The organism is Aureibaculum luteum (assembly GCF_003449015.1).
Lineage (GTDB): Bacteria > Bacteroidota > Bacteroidia > Flavobacteriales > Flavobacteriaceae > Aureibaculum > Aureibaculum luteum.
Genome location: NZ_QRGD01000001.1, coordinates 337,011 through 357,559, shown reverse-complemented (window position 1 = coordinate 357,559; position 20,549 = coordinate 337,011). Strand labels below are relative to the sequence as shown.

The following is a 20,549-nucleotide window of genomic DNA, read 5'->3' as shown; positions in this document are numbered from 1 at the left end:
AAAATGCAACTATGTTGAGATATTAATTGAATTTTAATTAGGAATAATTGGGAATTATGTTACCATAACTAGAGCCATTAGTAAATTTTTATAATATTTCTATATAACCAGAAATTATCTATTAGAAATTTATTACACTCTCTAATGCTTCATCAGCCTCTTTATGAATGAAGTTTGCTTGATAATTTAATGTTGTTTTCAAGTCGCTATGTCTATACAGTTTTTGTAACATTAATGGATGTATGGTATCACCAGCAATATTTCCAAAACTATGCCTGGCAATATGCATTGTCAGTTTTTTATTTATCTCAGCTTTTTTGCCGATTGACTTCAATCGGTCATTGAATTTTTTATTGGCAGTTTTGAGTTTTTTAAAGACATCTTTAGGATTGTTTAGGTTTGCTTTCTTCAATTCTGGAAATATAAAATCATCCTCACTTCGTCTATCCTTAATGTAATACTCTAAAATAGATACTATTTTATCAGGTATTTTTAGAGATAGAAGCTTTGAGTTTTTGTTCATTCTATAATGAAATCGATTGTCATAAATATCATTCCACTTTGTTTTAAGAACATCCGATATTCGCATACCAGCAAGATTAAAACTAAACAGCCAAATATTTCTAGCATGTACTTCACGAAAAGTTAATTCTTCTAAAGATTCAATTCTTTGTATTTCCGAAATATTCAAACCAATTTTTGTAGTCTCCGGAAACTTGATTCTTATTTTATCGGACCCGAAAGGGTATAGTTCTTTGTTTGCTATTTTTTGTTTGATTGCTCTATTATATATTAATCTAATTAATACAAGAATATTCATTATCGATGTCTGTGAAAGAGAATGCTCTGCTTTGAGATATATGATTAATTTTTTTAAGAACCTTTCAGTTATTTCTTGGAAAGGAAGTTGCTTTGATTTATGGTATTTTAGAATGGAACCAATCCAAGCTTTGTCTGAAGAAAGCCGATTCAATTTATTTGACCTTTCCAAATCATTAAGATGTTCTTGTGCGATTTCAAAAAAAGTAGTGTTGTCCCCTGAATGATATATTTTCTTTTTAATTTGATTTACAGAGGTATCTTTATTTTCAGATTGAAGAGATATAAGCATTTTGTTAGCCTCATATAATCTTGAAGAAATAAGATTATTTAAGCTATTAGAATTTGGACTGGATTTCTTAACTCGAAGGTTCTTTTCATCCCAATCTTCTAGCTCAATATAATGACCGATATATTGATAAGTGGTACGACGATTTTTAGTAATCCTTACAGCAATTGGATATAACCCTTTTACATTGGGTTTCTTTCTTAAAACTATTTTAGCATTTGATGACATAATTTAACTGTTTTATATTCGAAAGTCAAATCAGGTACAACATAGGTACAACATTCAATTCTGAATGATCATTATACTTTTGAAGTTACCCAAAGATACGAATTCATTGCGTTCTTTAGGTACAACATAGGTACAACAAATGCTGATATCAATTAATATTAGATAACATCAATAAAAATTACTAATCATTTAACTAATTGTAAATGAATGACTTTGGTGTTGTTTGGGCAAATATACGCTAGACTTAGGATCTAGTGCCGCAAGGTGTGAGAGTTCGAGTCTCTCCGCCTGTACAGTAGAGCTTCTTAGAAATAGGGAGCTTTTTTTATGAAATTAATTTTATTTCAAATGGAAACAATTAGTTTTAATTAAAGTTGGGGTATTGATATATCTATTTTCCATTTTTTTCTTCAACTATTGATTCATTAACTTTAACTAAAGGGTCTTCAGTAAAAGTTGAATCTATTAATTTTGAAGAAGCACTTTTTAGAAAAACTAATGAGCCTCCAAGATTTGGATATTTTTTTCTTAAGGCATCATATTCCGGATTTACAGCATGTTTACCCCAAATACCTAACATCAATTTTAAATTTTCTTCATTCTCAAGATATTGCCCTTTATCTCCTGTTTGTACTATCCAGTTTTCTAAAACTTCTGCATGTTTTTTTAAAGTAGTGTTATATTCTGGATTTAACGCAAGATTGTTTAATTCATAAGGATCTTTTTTTAAATCATATAATTCTTCTACTGGCCTTTTATCAGACATAAATCGATCTTGTATTGTATTTAATTTATGTTCTGCATGCAGTTGATGCATCACCTTAACAAACTCAATACCATCAAAATCCATATAAGTTGGTTGTGTATAGGGCCTGTCTGTTAGAAAATTGCGGATGTATTTAAACTCTTTAGATCGCACAGATCGAATACGGTCAATAGTGAAATCACAACGATCTCGAGTAGAGATTACATACTCACGCTTATCGGAATTGTTAAACATATTTTTACCTTCCATGTATTTAGGAATTGGAATTTCTGCCAAAGCCAGAGAGCTCGTTCCAATGTCCAGACCTGCAACTAAATCATGATTTATAGTTCCCGATGTTAGTTCTTTATTTTTCTTAGTAAAGTCTGTTATAATAAGCGGTACATGTAATCCACCATCATACAAAAATTGCTTGTTCCGCGTTAAACGCATTCCGTGATCTGAAAAGAAGAAAATAATGGTGTTTTCAAGTAAATTATTTTCTCTTAGAGTTTTAATAATAGTACCCACTTTTTCATCAGTTATTTGAATTGCATCTAAATGATTGGCATATTCTTCTATAATAGCTGGGTGATTTGGTAAGTAAGGTGGTAGTTCTATCTTTGATCTATCGACTGGTGTTTTTACTCGATCTTTAAACGTAGATGAAAAGATTTCTTTTCCTCCATACATTTGAATTTGCCCAAAGAACGGTTGCTTATTTTTTAATGATGCTAAATCTAATCGAATCCCACTCTTTCCATATAGCGGATGCATTTTAAAATCTTGATTGTATAAATCTCTTCTGTTATAGATAAAATTGTAATCATCCTTTCCATTATTAAATGTGAAATAGCCTTCCTCTTTAAATAATTCCGGAATAATTTTTAAACTATCAGGTAAATAAATGGCTGATTCTTTTGTTCTTGAACTATGATGATTATGTGTGCCAGTAGTTGTTGACATTACTCCTGTTATAATACTTGAGCGGCTTGCAGAACATACAGGAGCTGGTACATAAACGTTCTTAAACAAAACACCTTGTTGTGCAAGACTATCTATATTAGGCGTAGAAATAATAGTTGTACCGTAACTACTTAATAATGGTGCTGTATCTTCCAAATAAATCCATAAAATATTTGGTTTAACTTTTGAAGTTAGGGTGTCTTTTTCTTTCTTAACGCAAGAATTGGTAATAAATAGCAATATTATTAAAACACTTATTATTGTACTTGTTTTCTTATTGAATTTCGCCATAATTTAATCGATTGATTTAGATATTATCGCTGACCAACCTCCGCCTGGAGCAAGTTTTGCCTCAATAGTATCTGTCTTTGTTATTTGCTTTTTTTCTAATTTATAATCACTCGCAAACCTGTCTGCATTTACACCATCTTTAAATATTTCTATAGAATAATTACCTGCCTCTAAAAATGAAAAGTCAATATCTAATGTCCTAGTTTTTTGATTATTCATAACGCCAACAAACCATTTATTACCATTTTTTCTTGCTACTGCTAAATATGTTTCAATTTTTGCATGCAATACTTTTGTCTCATCCCAAACGGTTGGTATTTGTGCAATAAATTTTGTGGTTGCATCTTCTTTAAGATAGTTACTTGGATTATCACATAACATTTGTAACGGACTTTCGAATAAAGTATACATAGCCACTTGATGTGCTCTTGTCCCCATACTCATTGGTTTATTCCAAGTGATGGCAAAATTTTCTTTTTGTGCATTAACCATGGCACCTGGAGTATAATCCATTGGACCGGCAACCATTCTAATAAAAGGTATTGTTAAGTTGTGCTGTGGTGTTATGTAATCTGCCCATTTGTTGTTTTCGGCTCCTTTAACTCCCTCTCGCGTTAACACATTGGGATATGTTCTTCGTAAACCTGCCGGTTTATATGATCCATGGAAATCTACTAATAATTCACGTTTTGCACATTCAGCCGCAATTCGTTCGTAATAATTAACCATCCATTGGTCATCGCGTTGCATAAAATCTATTTTTAATCCTTTTACACCCCATTTTTGAAAAGTATTTAGAGCTTTCTCTAATTTTTGATCAAGAGAACTCCATGTAACCCAAAGAATTAGTCCTACATTTTTTTTATTACCGTAGTCAATAAGTTCTTGGATATCTATTTCTGGAACTACACTTAGCACATCTCTTAGCTTATACCATCCTTCATCTAATATAATATATTCAATACCATATTTTGAAGCAAAATCAATATAGTATTTGTAGGTATCTGTGTTTACGCCTGCCTTAAAATCAACACCATAAATATTATTATAATTCCACCAATCCCAAGCAACTTTTCCAGGTTTAATCCATGATGCATTTTCAACTCGAGTGGGTTCAGCTAATTGGTATGTTAATTGGTTGGTAATTAAATCTCCATCTTCCTTTGAAATACAAATAATTCTCCATGGAAATGTTCTGTTCCCTTTTGTTTTAGCAATAAAATCAGCTTTTTTAGAGACCCTTATACTACGATCATCTTCCTTCCATCTCACATTATCCTCTTTTACCTCTAAAGCATATGGTGGAAATGTAGCCGTCATAAGATTTCCTTTATCACCAGTAAGCCACATACCTGGGTAATCGAGTAAAGCCGTTTCAGATATTAAAAGTTTTGTATTTGATGATGGTTCCACTAAAATAGGTAAGCTACATAAATCTGTTGTAGACAAAGTATCTAAAGCATTGTATTCGTATAAACGTTCGTTATGAGAAAAGAATTCGTCTTCACGAGGAAAATAAACTTTAGTAGCTTCAATAAAATTAAATTTAGCTTCTTCGGAGTTTACAATGAGTTCTTTTTTAAAACTTGTTTTAAATCGATAGGCTACACCATTGTTATATGCTCTAAAAAATATACTATACCTACCTTTGAATGACAACGTTAATTCATTAAAATTATCGACAATCTCTTTACTTTTAACTTGTAATTGAGGATATAATTTTTGATTTATCAATCGATATTTGCTTTTAAGCACTTTTGGATATTCCCCTAAAATAGTATTACCATTAACAACCATAGACAACATTGAGTGATCCATAACTTGCTGCCCATCAACAAACAGTGTGTAAGTAATTTTATCCTTAACCGAGATTGTTAATAGAATGGTTCCATCTGGTGAAGTAAGTTTGTAATCTTTAGCATAAAGTGCCTGAAAACTCAAAAAAATCAATATGAATGCTATTATATTTAACCTAAAAGAACTATGTTTCATTTTTTTAAATTTAAATTATTTAATTGGAATTAATGATATTAACCCTGAAGGTGGAACATTAAATGCATATACTCCGTCTTTATCAAATTCAATAATTTTATTAGCAGTTTCTTTACCTTTACAGTCGAATATTATATATTTATATGATTGTTTTTCGCCCGTAACATCTAATATTATTCTTTTAGAACTTTTTGCGTTAATAACATCTATTTTTTTAATGGTGCTCGTTGTAACTGGAATGAATAAATCATTATAAATAGCTGTAATTCTCTTTTCATTACTATCAGCCGATAGTATTGGGTAATTCATTAATGGACTTGAAGGTATAAAAGTACCCTCTAAAAGTATCGCTCTGTTTTTTAACCAATAATCTGTATAAAAACGAATCATTTCAAAATGATCTTCCGGGATGTCTGCCAGTTTCACTGAAATTTGAGGCACCGAAAAAATAACATTTAATAGTTGAAGTGCGGCATTCTCTACAGATTCACTATTGTGCCACATAAGCATATCTGCATGTACAGCAGTATTGCCACTTAATAATCTCAAATCTGTTGTGCCAACTCTATTAATTAGGGCCACATTAGGACAGTCTGAAGCTCGTAACATGTTACCATATTTTCGCATAGCTGGTCCTGTATATGGTTGTCTAAACTCAATCATAATGTCTGGTTTTATAGCTCTTAAAGAAGTCATCAGATCTGTCATTAATCTATCTGTTGCGTCGTTGATAGAGGCGTAATCTCTGCCTTCATCCGCTACTAATCTTGTGTTTTTCCCTGCTCTAAATCGTCCTAAAAAATCTAATTTAAAACCATCTAAATCCCATTCATTTACTGCTTTTATATACGTATTAATAATAAATTTACGTACTTCTGGAAATCTTGGATCTACAACATAAGTGCCTTGACTTTCCCAGTAATCAAGAAATTTTCCTTTCATTTGTTTATAAGCTTGAGATTTTTCTCCTACAAACGGTACTGCATACCATAAAATAAATTTCATATCTAATTCATGTACAGCACTTACAAATGATTTCATCTCTGGAATTCGTTCAGGTTTCCAGTCTCCTGTATATGCATAGCCTCTATTACTGTCTAATGTTTGCCAGCCGTCATCTACAATAATGGATTCAAACCCTATAGACTTAGCTAGTTTACACTCTTCTATTAAAGCATCTTTTGTAACGTTTTGGTGGTAACTGTACCAGCTAGAATACACGGGTAATTTAGCAGCTTCTGGTACTTTTGATGGTGTATATAAATCAAAAGAAGCCCACCATGAAGCTACATCTGTTAATGATTCTGAAAAAGGTATAGATCGTGTATCTAGTCTAAATTGTATTTGATACGTTTTTAATTTTTTATGCTTTTCTGTAAAAAGTTTTATTTCATTATACATCATACCATTTTCTTCTTTTACGGAAGTACTTGTTATAACAGTACTTAAAGCTTCCGATACTGCAAAAGTTTGCCGGTTAATGTCGTTATGACCAAATAAGCTAATTACTGGTGAATGTCTAGATAGCATGGATTTTACTTGTGTTGGGCCCCAGTCTGGACTTATTGTTTTGTCTAAGAAAGCACTACTACTCCAATATCCAGCAATATTATTAGAAGGGACGGCCCATTTTAATGAAAGTTGAGATGGAATAGCTCCTTTAGCATGATCTAAAGTAATTGTTGCTATTTCTAAGCCTTCTTCGACTTTCTCTGTTTTCCAATCAAGAGAAAAACCGTTTAAATGTCCAATAATCTCTATATCAAATCCATTAATAGTATATATCGGATTTTGTGTTTGAGAAAACAAATTTTCACTAGAGATACTGAGCAAAAAAAGAGTAATAAATATACTGTTTAATTTCATTGTAATAAATTCTAAATTGTTAATGTAAGTAGATTTAGCTATTATTTTATATTGTTTAAAGATAAGTTATTATAAAATAAATTAACACTTAGCCGAAATAGTTCATTTTGCCAAGTGGGGACTCTTTTTTTTCCTTCAAAATGGAAATCATTCTTTTATCTAGAATAGTTGCTCTTAAAGTTTGTTTACTTATCAAATTTGCTAAATTTAAGGCAATTAATGTAGCTCTATTTTCGGTGAGATTAATATAGTCAATAACTATTTGAGTAGATCTATTTCTGGATCTAATCAATATTTAAATATGCTATTTTCTACTTTCTTATAGCATTGAAATGGTTGTTTTGCAATAGATAATTTTGATAGCACGTTTCGTTGAAAGCTTACATTAAAGATCCATATTTATTTGAATGTATAAGTGCTGTGTTTATAGAATTTTTTTTTCGAAAACAATTTTTTAGGAGTCTTTTACGTTATAATTTTACTCAAAGCAAAATCAACCTAAAAATGAAAAAAAGAGTTGCCAAACTAAGTATCCGTTTTATAAATTATATGATAGCCTTACCATTGCTGGCTTTATTGCTTTTTACCAACCAAAATAAGGAAATGAGTAAATTACTAATGGTTTTAAAGACAAGTACAGAGTTTTAGTCTTATTTTAGTTAAAACTCCAATCTTTGTAACTAGAGCTAGCTTCTAATTTGGTTTCTAAATCATCTGGCAACGCCGGAAAAAAATCAATATTTGTCAATTTTTCAAGACGATCTATTGATACTACAAAAGTATAGAGTGGTTTTTTTGACGCTTCATGTGGCACTAAAAAGGCTATGGCCTTAATTTTAGGTTCAGAATAATCCAATAGAATTTTATAAAATTGAGTAGGAACTGCAACTTTCTCGTATCCTATTGTTTTTAAGTTTTTTGACAATACACCACTGGTAACTACAAATAATTGTTTGTCTTTGCTAGCCCAATAACGTGTTTTTTGCTCTAATCTATTCCATACACCACCATTAAAGTCCGCTTTTTGAGGAGAAATGTTCGATGTTAAAAAAGTTTCATCAAAGGCTGCTTTAGAAAATTTTCTATCACCTGCAGGACATAAATGACCTTTGGTATACCCTGATTTTTTATAATTTCTGTAATCTGCTGACTGTGTTTTTACTTTTTTATCTTGAATAAAATAAGGGCGTTTCCTATTTGAACCTGAAAGATGGTCATTTGTTAATTCATACGCAACCCATTCTGCCTGCTCATAATTTTCATTGTACGAAAGACTATAATATTGATGGTTAACTATTGTATTTGTAGTTGATGTAGGTAAGTAATTAAAACCTGAAACTACTACTGGGTTTACTTCAGTATCTATGGTATCATTCTTTGGAATAAAAAGATACATCACTAAACCCAATAAGAGTATTATAATAGGATAAACAAGGGCTTTTCTTTTCAAACCTATGACTTACTTTTTAAAGGAATTTCTTCAAAATTTTCCGATTTTGTAAGGTCTTTAAAAGTTTTTACCATATCTGAAGGAGGTTGTATTAGTTTTCTTTTGGTTAAATCTAACCAAGCACCCAGAACTATAATTTCAGCAGCTAGTACACCGTCTTCTCTATATATTTTATGTAAGAATTTAAATCGCTCTCCATTTTTAGATAGTCCTTCTAAAAATAATTCAATCGTGATGTCTTCCCCTAAATTTACTTCTCTATAAAAGGTAGTTTCTTCCTTAAATAAAATGGGACCGATATTTTCTTTTTGAAATCTATCCATGCCAAAGTTGTGTTCGTTTAAATATCGAACCCTACTTTCTGCTGCATAATCATTATAAGCCGTATGGCGTAAATGTCTATTTGGGTCAAAATCTGACCAACGTGTTTTGAAAGTGTATTTAAAAACCATACTAATTCAATACATTTTTAATTCGTTTAAACGCTTCTTTTAATTCTTCTGTTGACGCAGCATAAGAAAGTCTGATACAATCAGGAGCTCCAAAAGCACCTCCTGTAACCGTAGCTACATTCGCTTTTTCTAATAAAAACATAGAAAAATCTCCAGCATTATTAATGGTAACACCATCAATGGTTTTTCCAAAATAAGAAGATACATCAGGAAAAACATAAAACGCACCTTTTGGTGTATTTATATTGATTCCTTTAATTTCAGAGAGTAACTCTAAAACTAAGTCACGCCTTTTATGAAATTCATCAACCATAAACTGGATTTTTGACACCGGAGCATCTAACGCAGCTATTGTTGCACGTTGTGCTATACAATTAGCACCAGAAGTAATTTGACCTTGTATCTTAGTACACGCTTTTGCTATCCAAGCCGGACCACCCATGTAACCAATTCTCCAACCAGTCATGGCAAAAGCTTTAGCAACTCCATTTACAGTTATGGTTCTATCGTACATGCTTTCAATACTGGCAAAACTAAAATTAGGCTGACCATAATTGATATGCTCGTAAATTTCATCTGATAAGATATAGATATTTGGATATTTTTCTAAAACTTTAGCAAATGCTCTATATTCACTTTCCGTATAAACGGTACCACTTGGGTTGTTAGGTGAATTAAAGAAAATTAATTTCGTTTTTGGCGTAATTGCAGCTTCTAATTGCTCAGGTGTAATTTTAAAGTCTGTATCAATACTAGAAGGTATTTCTTTGTAAGTGGCTTCTGCCAAAGTAGCGATGGCTGAATAGCTTACCCAATATGGAGCTGGTAATAAAACCTCGTCTCCAGGGTTTAATAATACTAATGCAATATTAGCAATAGATTGTTTTGCACCTGTAGAAACTACAATTTGATTTGGACTATAAGTCAAATTATTATCACGCTTAAACTTTCTGCAAATTGCTTCGCGTAGATCTAAATAACCATCAACTGGTGAATAAGAGTTGTAATTATCATCAATGGCTTGTTTAGCGGCATCTTTGATAAAATCAGGTGTATTAAAATCTGGTTCACCTAAACTTAAACTGATAATGTCTTTGCCTTCAGCCTTTAATTCACGGGCTTTTGCCGCCATTGCTAAGGTTTCTGAAACGGGTAGATTATTAATTCTATCGGAAAGTTGTTGCATAATTGTTTGATAAATATTTAGACAACAAAATTAAAAAGAATAATGTAGAAACAACCTTAAATAATTATTAATTAACTAAAAGTTAGATTTTAAACTAATTACTAATAATAGTGAAAATATTGATGAATAGAATATTGGTATGAAATATAACGAAAAACAGCTGCGATATGTCGCAGCAGTTTTTAATTATTTGTGAAATCTATTTAAGCAATAGAAGGTTTTTTTCCTAAGACTTCTAGCTGCTTGTAATGTTCAATTACAGCTCTTCTAAAAGTTTTATACTCATTGTACGGAAGGCTAAATTCTTTAGCGGTATTTTTTACAATTTCAGCTAATTTTTTATAATGAACATGACTAATATTTGCGAATAAATGATGCTCCACTTGATAGTTTAATCCACCAGTATAAAAACGCACTAACCAGTTTCTTGGAGCAAAATTAGATGTTGTAAATAATTGATGAATTGCCCAAGTGTTTTTCATATTACCTACTTCATCTGGCATTGGCATTTCTGTATTTGGCATAACATGTGCCAATTGAAAAATTACACTTAAAATAATACCCGCCGTGTAATGCATAATAAGAAATCCGATAAGGACTTTCCACCAAACGATGCCTACAAATAATGGTAGAGCTACCCAAATGGCATAATAAATTATTTTACCAATGATTAATTTTGTCCATTGTGAAGCAGGATTTGGCATTTTTCCATAAGATAACTTACGTTTTAAATATTGATAAGTTTGTTTAAAATCGGTAGTAATAGCCCAGTTTACGGTTAATAATCCATAAAGAAAAAAGGCGTAATATTTTTGATATTTATGAAAACTATGCCATTTAGCATGTTTTGAAAAACGGATTATTCTACCTGCATCAATATCCTCATCGTGTCCTTGAATATTTGTATATGTATGGTGTAGTACATTGTGTTGAACTTTCCAATTGTAATCATTACCTGCAAGAATGTAAATACTACTTCCCATTAATTTATTTACCCACTTTTTGCTAGAAAAAGATTCGTGATTGGCATCATGCATTACATTCATTCCAACACCAGCCATGCCAATGCCAACAACTATCATGCAAATAATTTGAGCCCACCAAGCCATAGGTAAGGTAAGAACTAAAACCAAAGGAGCTATAAGCAAAACAAACATTACAACTGTTTTAATGTATAATTGAACGTTTCCTGTTTTTTTTATATTTTTTTCTTTAAAATAAGTATTAATTCGCTTATTGAGCGTCCTGAAAAACTTCGCAGAATCTACTCGTGAATATTTTATAGTCGTTTGAGACATGTGTATTAGGTAGTTTAATGAACTGCAAATTTACGCAATTTTTGTTTTTCTGTAGGTTTTTAGGGTTGAATTGTTAAATATTTAACAAAAGATGGTAGCTTTGTCGTTTATATTATGGAAATAATTTCGACATATTTTAAGGAACTTTCTGATGAGCAAATTAGTCAGTTTAAACAATTAGAGCAATTGTATGCATTATGGAATGCACAAATTAATGTAATATCTAGAAAGGATATTGAAACCTTGTATGAAAGACATGTGCTTCATTCTTTGGGTATTGCTAAGGTGCAGCCTTTTATGCCAAAATCAAAAATTTTAGATGTAGGTACAGGTGGTGGTTTTCCTGGAATTCCTCTTGCAATTTTGTTTCCTGAAACACGATTTTTATTAGTAGACTCTATTGGTAAAAAAATTAAAGTAGTACAAGAAGTAGCCAAGGCGTTGGGTCTTCAGAATGTAAAAGCCCAACACATTAGAGCGGAAAGCGTAAAAGGAGAATTCGATTTTATTGTAAGCCGTGCCGTTACTAATATGGACGATTTTGTAAAATGGACCCGTAAAAAGGTAACTAAAAAACAGCGACACGAACTTAAAAATGGTATTCTTTACTTAAAGGGTGGCGATTTAACTGAAGAGTTAGCTAATTTTCCTAAAGCAACTACCTATAACTTGTCCGATTATTTTAAAGAAGACTTTTTTGAAACCAAAAAAGTGGTGCATTTACCATTGAAGTATAAGCCTTAGAAATAATTAAGATCCAATTGTTATGAGATAATTAAAAATCTTTTTATTTATAGTTGCTATGAGAAAACCAGAAGCATAAGTTGTAAAACCTGATACTTCTGGCATCTTATTTTTAATAATATATTATTAAAGATTTCTAATCTTCTAAATAGCCAAACTTGCCATTATTAAAATCATTAAAGGCGTCCATTAACTCTTCTTTGGTATTCATTACAAAAGGACCATGGGCGGCAATAGGTTCATCAATAGGTTCTCCACTTAAAACTAAAACAATAGCATCATCTGTGGCTTCAACCTCAAAATTTTCGCCATCGGTCGCCATGAGTGCTAGATGGTCTGTTGGAGTTTTTTCATTCCCATTTATTAATATATTACCTTCCACGACAAGTAATACTGTGTTATAGTTGGCTGGAAAATTAAATGCAGCCTTACCACCTTTGTTCAGTTTAGCATTAAACATGTGCAATGGTGTAAATGTTGAAGCAGCTCCTTTAATACCTTTATATTCACCTGCAATTACTTCAATTTGTCCAGCATTACTTTCTAATTGAAAACAGTTAATGGCTTCATTTTTTATAGCTTGGTATTTTGGAGTACTCATTTTATTCTTTTTAGGCAAGTTCACCCATAGTTGTACCATTTGAAAATCGCCACCCGTTTTACTCCATTCTTTTTCGTGGTATTCTTTATGTAACACACCACTTGCTGCAGTCATCCATTGCACATCACCTTCTTCTATAACTCCGCCACCACCACTGCTGTCATGATGGGCTACTTTGCCCTTATAGGCTATAGTAACGGTTTCGAAACCTCTATGAGGATGCACACCAACCCCTTTTGGTTTATTAGAAGGAGGGAAGTGGTAGGTTGAATTGTAATCTAACATTATAAACGGGTTCATCCGTTGCATGTCAAGTCTAAATCCACTAGGGATAAAGTTATGTACACGAAAGCCATCTCCAACAAAATGTGGAGCTTTTGGACTTGCTACTAATTCTACTGTTTTTGTTTTCATATCATTTAATTTTATACCACAAATGTACAATGAGTAAAAAACCTGTGCATTGATGTATGATAAGAACTACCCTTTAAAATTTTTATGAGCCAATTCTTTGCGGACTCTGCTTAGGCTCTCTGGGGTAATACCTAAATAAGAGGCGATCATTGTTTGTGGAACTCTCAAAAGAATATCTGGGTACATTTTAACAAATTGTAAATACCTGTCTTCCGCAGCAGCACTAAGTAATAAGTTGATTCTTTTTTGTAAATGAAGAATATGATTGTGTAGTAATTTATTGTTAAAATCTGTAAACGATGGTATTTTCTCAGAAAGTAATTGAATGAAATTTTTATCTATCATTGCTACTTGACTTTCTTCCAATGCTTGGATGTAATAGGTAGAAGGTCTATTAAAATAGGCACTTTCTCTGTCGGTTACAAACCAATTTTCGGCTGCAAAAGAAAGTATGTGCTCTTTGCCTTTTTCGTCAATTGAATATTGTCTCAATAGACCTTTTTCTATAAAAAAGGTATGCTTACAGTGTTCGTTTTTTTGTAATAAGAACTCGTTTTTTTTAACCTTTTTAATGGTGCAGTTATCTACTATTGACAAAATTTCTTTTTTGTCAATATCAAGATTTGAAGTCAAGAATGTTTTTAAATTAAAAGTATTCATTTTCACCTTTTATTAAGGATTAATTTGTCTCTTCATGTTCAGTAACTTCATCTTTATTCCATCCCGTTAATCCAGCAGAAACTACAAACTTCATTACATCACTAGAATTTATATCAACTGTTTTGATATTGGCTCTAGGTACAATAAATAATTCACCAGAAAAATTATAAGAATGAGGGAAATAGACGGCAACCTTATCCATTTCTCCTAATAGCTCTAAATTTTCTTCCGTAATAAATCCTAATTTTTCTAAATCAGAATTCAAGTTAACTTTAACTAGTACTGGTTTGCTAAATTTCTTTTCCTTACCTACAAAAGCAGAAAATAAGTCATTAAAAGCAGAGTAGATAAAATTTAACAACGGAACACGTTCAATCAGGTTTTTAAACAATTTTCGCAATGGATCCGCAATAATTGTACGACCTAAAAACCCTACGAAGATTAAAAATAATATTAGTGTTAAAACTCCTAATCCGGGAATTTTAATATCGAAAAATTTAAGTAATAAATCTTGTAATAGCCCGTCCGAAAAAGTGAAAACAGCATATATAATATAAGCGGTTATACCCAAAGGGGCAATATATAATAAGCCTTGTAAAAAGTAATTGACTAGTTTTTTCATTTGATAATATTTATAATTTTTTATTGGTCATATAGAATACCATTTTAATCTTTAATCTGGTGTAAAAGTATAAAATAATGGCATTGCATGATGATAAAAGAATAGAGTTAGTTTTTAATTGGTAACTCTAGTTATAGCGTGAATTTGTATTGGTTCTAAAAGTTGTTGGTTTTTGTTTTTTTGTGATTGGATTTTCAAAACGATATCCATACCCTTTGTTACTTCTCCAAATGCAGCAAAACCTTGTCCATCTGGATTTCTCTTTCCTCCAAAATCTAATTCAGGCTGATCATTTATACAAATAAAAAAGCTACTTGTAGCACTATCCGGTTCGCTTCTTGCCATTGATATGGTACCGTTTTTATGTAAAATTTTAGTTATTGCTGTGGTTTCAATTTTTATGGGTGCTCGCACGGTCTTTTTAGGAATAGTACCACCTTGAATTACTTGAATTTTTATCTCTCTATCAACTTCGTTCTCTTTAGTACAGGTTCTAAAAAAGCTACTGTTATTATAGGTAGCACTATCTACATATTGTAAGAAATTTTGAACTGTAATAGGTGCTTTGTCTTGATAGAGTTCAATTTCTATTTCGCCAAGAGAAGTATCAATTAAACATTTTATTGATTTTTGTGCATGTGTTGAGTTGGAAATACCGGTAATTACTAATAGAAGTAAAACTACTTTTATATTTTTCATTAAGAAGACTTTAGAGCCTAAAATTACTAATTTAATTTAACCCAATAATTCTCATTTAAATACCTAACAAAATCTGAAGTGTTTCGTTATATATGATAAACTTCTCCTCATTATCGATTTGAAATTATATGACATTTGTTATGTTTTTAGAAATAAATAATAAATACTTTTGAAGTAAATTTATAATAATGAGTAAAGTAAAAGCATGTTTGGTTTGTAATAAGACCTCTGAAGAAATTCCAGTTACAAAATTTAATTACCAAGACAGTAAATTTTATATCTGTCCACAACATATACCTGTTTTAATACATAAGCCACAAGAATTGATTGGTTTGCTAGACGGTGCAGATAAATTAAAAGGGGTATAAAAAAACTCGCCATTTGACGAGTTTTTATATTTATAATTACTTTAATTGATAATTAGCTTTCTGGTAATTATATTTTTTGTTGTGGTTGTTAATTTTATGAAATAAATGCCTGAGTTAATATTTTTCACGTTTAGTTTGTGGGTGTTTGAATTAGGGTTCATCCTTTTAATTTCTTCTCCAAGTGCATTATAAACTAAAATACTAGAAATAGATTCAGTTCCTTCTATAGTTATTTCTTCATTAGATTTACTCGGATTTGGATAGATTTTAGCCTTGTTTAAAACAAATTTATTAACTGCTAATGATGAAGCCGATAAATTTCTAATTCTTTGATTGTTATAATCAGCAAAAATCACATTTCCATCATTATCAACAGCTACACCCGTAGGTTTGTTAATTATTGTTGCTGTTCCTAATTGACCATCTCCATTAAATCCACCACCAGAAAAACCAGTACTACCTGTACCAACGATTGTATTGATTATGCCATCAGTAGTTATTTTTCTAACTCTATGATTGTCTCTATCAACAATATAGATGTTTCCACTTGCGTCAATGTCAATCCCATTTGGGTCATTAAATTCGGCACTAGTTGCCGGCCCCCCATCACCACTAAAAGCATTAAATCCGCCATTCCCGGCAATCGTGGTTATAATACCATTTGTATCTATTTTTCTAATTCTATCGTTTCCTCTATCTGAAAAGTAAATATTACCAGCAGCATCAATGGTAATACCATCAGGGCTTTTTAATTGAGCAGCAGTTGCCTGACCTCCATCTCCAGAAAATGAACTAGATCCTGTCCCAGCGAAAGTTGAAATATTTCCGCTAGTATCCACTTTTCTTATTTTATGATTTAGCCAATCTGAAATGTAAATGTTTCCAGCAACATCAATAACTATATCTTGCGGACTATCTAATTCAGCAGAAGTTGCTGCACTGCCATCTCCTGCGTCACCACTAGTTCCATTTCCGGCAACCGTTGTAATAATTCCATTGGTATCCACTTTTCTTATTCTATGATTATCTCTATCGGCTATGAAAAGATTACCGCTTGCATCTACTGCTAGTCCTGTAGGAAAATCTAATTTTGCCGCGGTTGCCAATCCTGTATCACCGCTGAAGCTGCATTGAGCTACAATACCTGCAACGGTAGAAATAGTACCGTCAGTTGCTATTTTTCTAACCACACAGTTGGTAATTTCAGAGAAATAAATATTACCTGCATTATCTATAACCACATCTGAAGGTAAGTTAGTGACTGCTGACGTAGCTGGACCTCCGTCTCCGGAATATCCCTGTGTACCATTACCGGCAATGGTAGAAACATTTCCATATTGCGAAAATGAGAATTGAAAGCATAATAATAAAATCAAAAAGTAAAAATGTTTCATATATAAGTGTTTTAAAATTTAAGGCAACAAAAATATCTGTTTTTTCTTGTATTTGAAATATATAATAAAGAAAAACCCTTCATTTAATTTTAATGAAGGGTTTTTAGAATATAAGCTTTATAAGCGATTAGATTTACTCACCTAAAAAAGGATATTTATAATCTGTTGGCGTTACAAAAGTCTCTTTAATGGTACGGTTACTCACCCAACGCAATAAATTCCAAATAGAACCCGCTTTGTCATTTGTTCCTGAAGCTCTCGCTCCGCCAAAAGGTTGTTGACCGACAACAGCTCCTGTTGGTTTGTCATTTATATAGAAATTACCTGCAGCATTTTCTAACGCATTTGTGGCGTAGTCAATAACATATCTATCTGCACTGAAAATAGCTCCAGTTAATGCATATTCAGAAGTTTCATCAACTAATTTTAAAGAATTCTTCCAATCTTTATCCTCATAGACATAAATGGTGATTACAGGGCCAAATAATTCTGTACACATGGTAGTGTATTTTGCATCTTTGGCTAAAATAACTGTAGGCTCAATAAAATAACCTTTTGATTTATCATGATTACCACCGGCTACAATTTCAGCATCCTTATCTTGTTTAGCTTGATCTATAAAGCTTGATATTTTATCAAAAGAAGCTTCGTGGATTACTGCATTTACAAAATTAGAAGTATCGTCAGGGCTACCCATTTTAATCGATTTTAAATCGGTAACTACATATTTTTTAACATCAGCCCATAAGCTTTTTGGGATGTAAGCTCTAGAGGCTGCCGAACATTTTTGACCTTGGTATTCAAATGCTCCTCTGGTAATTGCAGTAGCAAGTTGTTTTGCGTCAGCAGATGGATGACTCCAGATAAAATCTTTCCCTCCGGTTTCACCAACAATTCTTGGATAGGTTTTATAGTTACCAATATTTTCACCAATTTGTTTCCATAACATTTTAAAAACATGCGTTGAACCCGTAAAGTGTATGCCAGAAAACTCGCGATGGTTTAAAATAGTATCACTAATCATAACCGGATCTCCGTAAACTACATTAATTACGCCATCAGGTAAACCTGCTTCTTTAAACAATTCTACGATTACTTGAGCAGAATATATTTGATGATCAGAAGGTTTCCAAACACAAACATTACCCATCATAACTGGTGCTGCACATAAGTTGGCGGCAATAGAAGTAAAATTAAAAGGAGTGATTGCATAGGTAAAGCCTTCTAATGGTCTGTATTCCATTCTGTTCCAAATACCAGGACTTGAAATAGGCTGATTTGCATAAATTTCTGTCATAAATTCAACGTTGAATTTAAAGAAATCTATCATTTCACAAGCTGCATCAATTTCAGCTTGCATTACGTTTTTAGATTGACATATCATTGTCGAGGCATTCATTCTGTCTCTATAAGGTCCAGCAAGTAGTTCAGCTGCTTTTAAAAAGATAGCAGCACGGTGTTCCCATGGTGTTTTAGACCAAGCTTCACGAGCTTCAAGTGCATTAGCAATTGCTTGTTCAACATGTGATTTTTCTGCTTTATGATAGTGCCCAACAGTATGTTGGTGGTCATGAGGTGGGTGAATAGATACAGTATTACCTGTTCTTATTTCTTTACCTCCAATGTAAAAGGGGATGTCCACTTTTTCATTGTACATTTTTTTATAAGTCTCTAATAAACTCTTTTTTTCAGGGCTATTAGGTGCATAAGTTTTTACAGGTTCGTTTACTGCTTTGGGTACATTATAAAATCCGCTTGCCATATGTAATGTGTTTTTATAAAATTCGACTAATTTTGCCACAAAGTTACAAATAGTAAATAACAAAAACGAAGCACTAATTGTAAATTCTAGAACCCCATTTACAGGGGTGTATTTTTTACGGTTTAGCGTGTTTTGTAACATTTAATTTTGTGTCATTTTTGTACTAAGATTTTAAAACTATAAACTCATAACAAATAAGTATGTGTACGGTTACCTTTCTTCCTTTAAATAAGACGGATTTTATCCTGACCTCGAGTAGGGATATTCCGTTTTCTCGCGAAAAGGCTTTGCCGCCGAAAAATTACGAAGAAGATGGTGTAAAACTAAGCTATCCAAAAGATGGAAAGGCAGGAGGTTCATGGATAGGTACAAGCTCTAAAAACAGGCTAATCTGTTTGCTAAATGGTGGGTTTGCCAATCATATTTCTTTAGCGGATTATAAAATGAGTAGGGGACTAATTGTAAAAGAGCTCCTTAAAGTTGAAAATATCTATAACGGATTAAAAGCATTGGATCTAATGGGAGTAGAGCAATTCACATTAGTTATTGTAGATTGGAATAAAGCTTTAGAGTTGATTGAGTTTGTTTGGGATGGAGAAAATAAACATATAAAAAATATGGAGTTAGAGCCACAGATTTGGTCTTCTTCAACATTATATGACAAAAGTGTAAAACAGTTACGACGAAATTGGTTTGAGCAATGGCAAAAGGACAATAAAATTAATCAAGAAAATATATTAAAGTTTCATCATAATGCGGGTATTGGAGATCCTACTATTGATGTGATGATGGATAGAAAAGTAGGAGGTACAGTAAGTATTACTTCTATTTATAAAGAAAAGAATAGTTTAGGTATGGTTTATGAAGATGTTAAAACGTATAAAAAATCTAAATTAATAATTCAATAACTTCTAATTGATTTTTCCTTTGGAGAGGTTAGAATTGACTTTTTTTACAATTCTAGGTGAGGTTATGTAATTCTAATAAAAAAAGTACGTTATAATTCGCACATGATATTATGATAAAAAAAATTAATTACATTTTTGTTTTTGCTTTGCTGTTAATTTGTACAAGCTGCTTCGAAATTATTGAAGAGGTTAGTTTAAATGAAGATGGCTCAGGTAAAGTTACATTAACACTAAACCTAAGCAGAAGTAAAACAAAAATAAATTCAATAATGCTATTAGATAGTGTTAATAATTACGAAGTTCCATCAGAGCAAGAAATCAGGCAACATTTTGCTGATATGGTAAAAACAGTAAAAAATACTGGAGGTATAACTAATGTAACCAATTCTATAAATCTAGAAGATTATATTTTTACGCTTTCATGTGATTTTAATGATGTTGATGCTCTAAATATGGTAGTTTCAAATTTTAGCTCTAAAGAAGAAGCCAAAAGGATAAAGAATCATAAACATTTTAGTTATGATAAAACGAATCAACTTTTTACAAGGAGCTATCATTACGATTTAGCTAAAGAAATTAAAAAAACGAAAATGGAAGATAGGGAAGTTTTTAAAACAGCATCCATTACAACCATATATCGTTTTCCTAAAGGAATAGCTTCTAGCAGTAATAATGCAGCAAAAATTTCAAAAAGTAAAAAAGCAATTATGTTAAAAATATCTGCACAAGATATTATCAATCAAAATAAATCAATTAAAAATCAAATCAAATTACAGAAATAAAAATCACTAAAAT

The 20,549-nt window shown here is 31.7% G+C and carries 19 protein-coding genes; 5 read left to right on the top strand and 14 right to left on the bottom strand.

Features of this window, described 5'->3' with window-relative positions; genetic code table 11:
• Positions 1-121: 121 nt before the first annotated feature.
• The 4 genes from D3P13_RS01685 to D3P13_RS01670 form a co-directional block, all read right to left on the bottom strand.
• Positions 122-1,336 (bottom strand): site-specific integrase, encoded by a 1,215-nt coding sequence (locus D3P13_RS01685; RefSeq protein ID WP_117879567.1) that lies wholly within the window; start codon positions 1,334-1,336, stop codon positions 122-124.
• Positions 1,337-1,727: 391 nt separating this feature from the next.
• On the bottom strand, positions 1,728-3,338 hold the full coding sequence (locus D3P13_RS01680; RefSeq protein WP_117879566.1) for a sulfatase family protein: 1,611 nt from the start codon (positions 3,336-3,338) through the stop codon (positions 1,728-1,730).
• Positions 3,339-3,341: 3 nt separating this feature from the next.
• Entirely contained in the window at positions 3,342-5,330 is a 1,989-nt protein-coding gene (locus D3P13_RS01675; RefSeq protein ID WP_117879565.1) for a glycoside hydrolase family 97 protein, read from the bottom strand.
• A gap of 15 nt (positions 5,331-5,345) precedes the next feature.
• Positions 5,346-7,196 (bottom strand): glycoside hydrolase family 36 protein, encoded by a 1,851-nt coding sequence (locus D3P13_RS01670; RefSeq protein WP_117879564.1) that lies wholly within the window; start codon positions 7,194-7,196, stop codon positions 5,346-5,348.
• A 504-nt stretch (positions 7,197-7,700) separates the two neighbouring features.
• Here D3P13_RS01670 and D3P13_RS21850 point away from each other — a divergent pair.
• Positions 7,701-7,844 carry a hypothetical protein gene (locus D3P13_RS21850; RefSeq protein WP_157972798.1) on the top strand — a complete coding sequence of 48 codons (144 nt, stop codon included), beginning with the start codon at positions 7,701-7,703 and terminating at the stop codon, positions 7,842-7,844.
• Between the two features lie 7 nt (positions 7,845-7,851).
• On the opposite strand, the gene D3P13_RS01660 is transcribed toward D3P13_RS21850, so the two are convergent.
• The 4 genes from D3P13_RS01660 to D3P13_RS01645 all read right to left on the bottom strand — a co-directional run bounded on the left by D3P13_RS01660 (position 7,852) and on the right by D3P13_RS01645 (position 11,582).
• Positions 7,852-8,646, bottom strand: a complete 795-nt coding sequence (locus D3P13_RS01660; RefSeq protein WP_232829109.1) for a DNA/RNA non-specific endonuclease — start codon at positions 8,644-8,646, stop codon at positions 7,852-7,854.
• A gap of 2 nt (positions 8,647-8,648) precedes the next feature.
• Positions 8,649-9,098, bottom strand: coding sequence for an acyl-CoA thioesterase (locus D3P13_RS01655; protein WP_117879562.1), 450 nt, complete (start codon positions 9,096-9,098; stop codon positions 8,649-8,651).
• A gap of 1 nt (position 9,099) precedes the next feature.
• Positions 9,100-10,284 (bottom strand): pyridoxal phosphate-dependent aminotransferase, encoded by a 1,185-nt coding sequence (locus D3P13_RS01650; protein WP_394336445.1) that lies wholly within the window; start codon positions 10,282-10,284, stop codon positions 9,100-9,102.
• Positions 10,285-10,487: 203 nt separating this feature from the next.
• Positions 10,488-11,582, bottom strand: a complete 1,095-nt coding sequence (locus tag D3P13_RS01645; protein WP_117879561.1) for a fatty acid desaturase family protein — start codon at positions 11,580-11,582, stop codon at positions 10,488-10,490.
• A gap of 114 nt (positions 11,583-11,696) precedes the next feature.
• On the opposite strand from D3P13_RS01645, the gene rsmG reads away from it, so the two are divergent.
• Positions 11,697-12,326: a 16S rRNA (guanine(527)-N(7))-methyltransferase RsmG gene (gene rsmG / locus D3P13_RS01640; RefSeq protein ID WP_117879560.1), complete on the top strand. Its 630-nt coding sequence runs from the start codon at positions 11,697-11,699 to the stop codon at positions 12,324-12,326.
• A 136-nt stretch (positions 12,327-12,462) separates the two neighbouring features.
• Here rsmG and D3P13_RS01635 read toward each other — a convergent pair whose 3' ends face one another.
• The 4 genes from D3P13_RS01635 to D3P13_RS01620 form a co-directional block, all read right to left on the bottom strand.
• On the bottom strand, positions 12,463-13,341 hold the full coding sequence (locus tag D3P13_RS01635) for a pirin family protein (RefSeq protein WP_117879559.1): 879 nt from the start codon (positions 13,339-13,341) through the stop codon (positions 12,463-12,465).
• Between the two features lie 66 nt (positions 13,342-13,407).
• A complete protein-coding gene (locus tag D3P13_RS01630) occupies positions 13,408-14,001 on the bottom strand; it encodes a Crp/Fnr family transcriptional regulator (protein ID WP_117879558.1) in 594 nt (197 codons plus the stop codon).
• 19 nt (positions 14,002-14,020) lie between these two features.
• The gene (locus D3P13_RS01625; RefSeq protein ID WP_117879557.1) at positions 14,021-14,623 is read right to left on the bottom strand and encodes a DUF502 domain-containing protein; all 603 of its coding nucleotides are present in this window, start codon (positions 14,621-14,623) and stop codon (positions 14,021-14,023) included.
• Between the two features lie 114 nt (positions 14,624-14,737).
• Positions 14,738-15,322, bottom strand: coding sequence for a peptidylprolyl isomerase (locus tag D3P13_RS01620; protein ID WP_117879556.1), 585 nt, complete (start codon positions 15,320-15,322; stop codon positions 14,738-14,740).
• Between the two features lie 188 nt (positions 15,323-15,510).
• Between D3P13_RS01620 and D3P13_RS01615 the strand changes: the two genes are divergently transcribed.
• Entirely contained in the window at positions 15,511-15,690 is a 180-nt protein-coding gene (locus tag D3P13_RS01615; RefSeq protein ID WP_117879555.1) for a hypothetical protein, read from the top strand.
• Between the two features lie 41 nt (positions 15,691-15,731).
• Here the strand turns inward: D3P13_RS01615 and D3P13_RS01610 are convergent, their stop codons facing one another.
• Together D3P13_RS01610 and pruA are read right to left on the bottom strand one after the other, a co-directional pair.
• On the bottom strand, positions 15,732-17,084 hold the full coding sequence (locus D3P13_RS01610) for an NHL domain-containing protein (RefSeq protein ID WP_117879554.1): 1,353 nt from the start codon (positions 17,082-17,084) through the stop codon (positions 15,732-15,734).
• Positions 17,085-17,217: 133 nt separating this feature from the next.
• Entirely contained in the window at positions 17,218-18,846 is a 1,629-nt protein-coding gene (pruA, locus tag D3P13_RS01605; protein ID WP_117880223.1) for an L-glutamate gamma-semialdehyde dehydrogenase, read from the bottom strand.
• A gap of 200 nt (positions 18,847-19,046) precedes the next feature.
• Here pruA and D3P13_RS01600 point away from each other — a divergent pair, with 200 nt between their 5' ends.
• Both D3P13_RS01600 and D3P13_RS01595 read left to right on the top strand, forming a co-directional pair.
• Positions 19,047-19,754: an NRDE family protein gene (locus D3P13_RS01600; RefSeq protein ID WP_117879553.1), complete on the top strand. Its 708-nt coding sequence runs from the start codon at positions 19,047-19,049 to the stop codon at positions 19,752-19,754.
• 110 nt (positions 19,755-19,864) lie between these two features.
• On the top strand, positions 19,865-20,536 hold the full coding sequence (locus D3P13_RS01595) for a hypothetical protein (RefSeq protein WP_117879552.1): 672 nt from the start codon (positions 19,865-19,867) through the stop codon (positions 20,534-20,536).
• The last annotated feature ends 13 nt before the right edge of the window (positions 20,537-20,549 follow it).